General features: G+C 47.7%; 1 protein-coding gene and 1 pseudogene. Both read right to left on the bottom strand.

Annotation, left to right across the window (positions count from 1 at the left end; genetic code table 11):
• Nucleotides 1-171: 171 nt before the first annotated feature.
• Nucleotides 172-882 (bottom strand): DUF1997 domain-containing protein, encoded by a 711-nt coding sequence (locus ACTIE0_RS24700; RefSeq protein WP_006625806.1) that lies wholly within the window; start codon nt 880-882, stop codon nt 172-174.
• A gap of 17 nt (nt 883-899) precedes the next feature.
• Nucleotides 900-966 (bottom strand): annotated as a pseudogene (locus ACTIE0_RS24695) (zinc ribbon domain-containing protein); the annotation flags it as partial.

The raw sequence follows: 966 nt of genomic DNA, 5'->3' as shown, positions 1-966 counted from the left end.
GGTTGAAGGTCTAATTGCCCTCTAGGAGGTTATTTCAGGCATTGCAGCCTTATTTGACTCCTAAACGTCTCGCACGTCATATCTATTATAGCCTAGACCCAGCTACGATAACCGGTGGGGGGTTGCTACCAAGGCATCAGCAATTATCCCCCCACCGCACCCTACAGATAACTAGCGGTTTTTACGTTTCTTGGGAAAGGGCAAGTTTTGGGTAGTGTGAAAGTCTAGTTGGGTTTTGTAACTAAGGCGACGAGAAACCTGTTTGACTATCTTCTTGAGAAGGCTATCTCCGGTTTTCTGAATTAGCGCCCGCGACATATCCAAAATGAACTTGGGGAACTTCACCCCCACAGCCAGATCTAAATGCCATTTAGCCCCAGTCACGATCGCCGGACAATTTTCCGGTTCCACTTGGTATTTCTCACAGACCTCCTCAACCGACAGTTGCACCAGTTTCATAGTCGATTGAAAATCCACCTCATAACCAGGGGGAACATAATCAGGAATTGGTGTCGTGCGGATACGATAGATTCCAGCTTCGTCTGGGGGGACTAATTCCAAGCCGACTCTAGCTTCTACTTGATAGCCAAAAGCCCCGAAACGTCCAATAATTAGGGAATAGGAGTTTTCGCCAATGGGTTCGGTTTTCATCGGTTGCGCGCATCGACAAAACCAACCTTGGTGATGTCCCAGATATTCGGCTACCGTCTCCCAATCCGCAAACATCTCCATACAGTCGTCGTAGTCCGTGTGAAACCACATTTGTTCTGGTTGTTCTGTGGAGTCTTGTTGTTCTGGGTCGGAAGGCTGCATATCACGGGGGTTATTTAGGTCTGGCTCAGATGCTGCTACTGGCTGAGATCTAACGAAATTTTGTGGCATGATGGGTTCTGATACATTTACGCGACATTTTTCCGGTTGTTCCCGGACAATGCGACGATAGCACTATTACCCGTTAAGGTAACA

The organism is Limnospira sp. (assembly GCF_051859755.1).
Classification (GTDB): domain Bacteria; phylum Cyanobacteriota; class Cyanobacteriia; order Cyanobacteriales; family Microcoleaceae; genus Limnospira; species Limnospira fusiformis.
Note: the sequence above shows the minus strand (reverse complement) of the source record. Positions and strands in the feature narration are given on the sequence as shown.

Coding starts and splice junctions, on each gene's coding strand:
- ACTIE0_RS24700 (WP_006625806.1), bottom strand. CDS start 882: ATGCCACAAAATTTCGTTAGATCTCAGCCAGTAGCAGCATCTGAGCCA.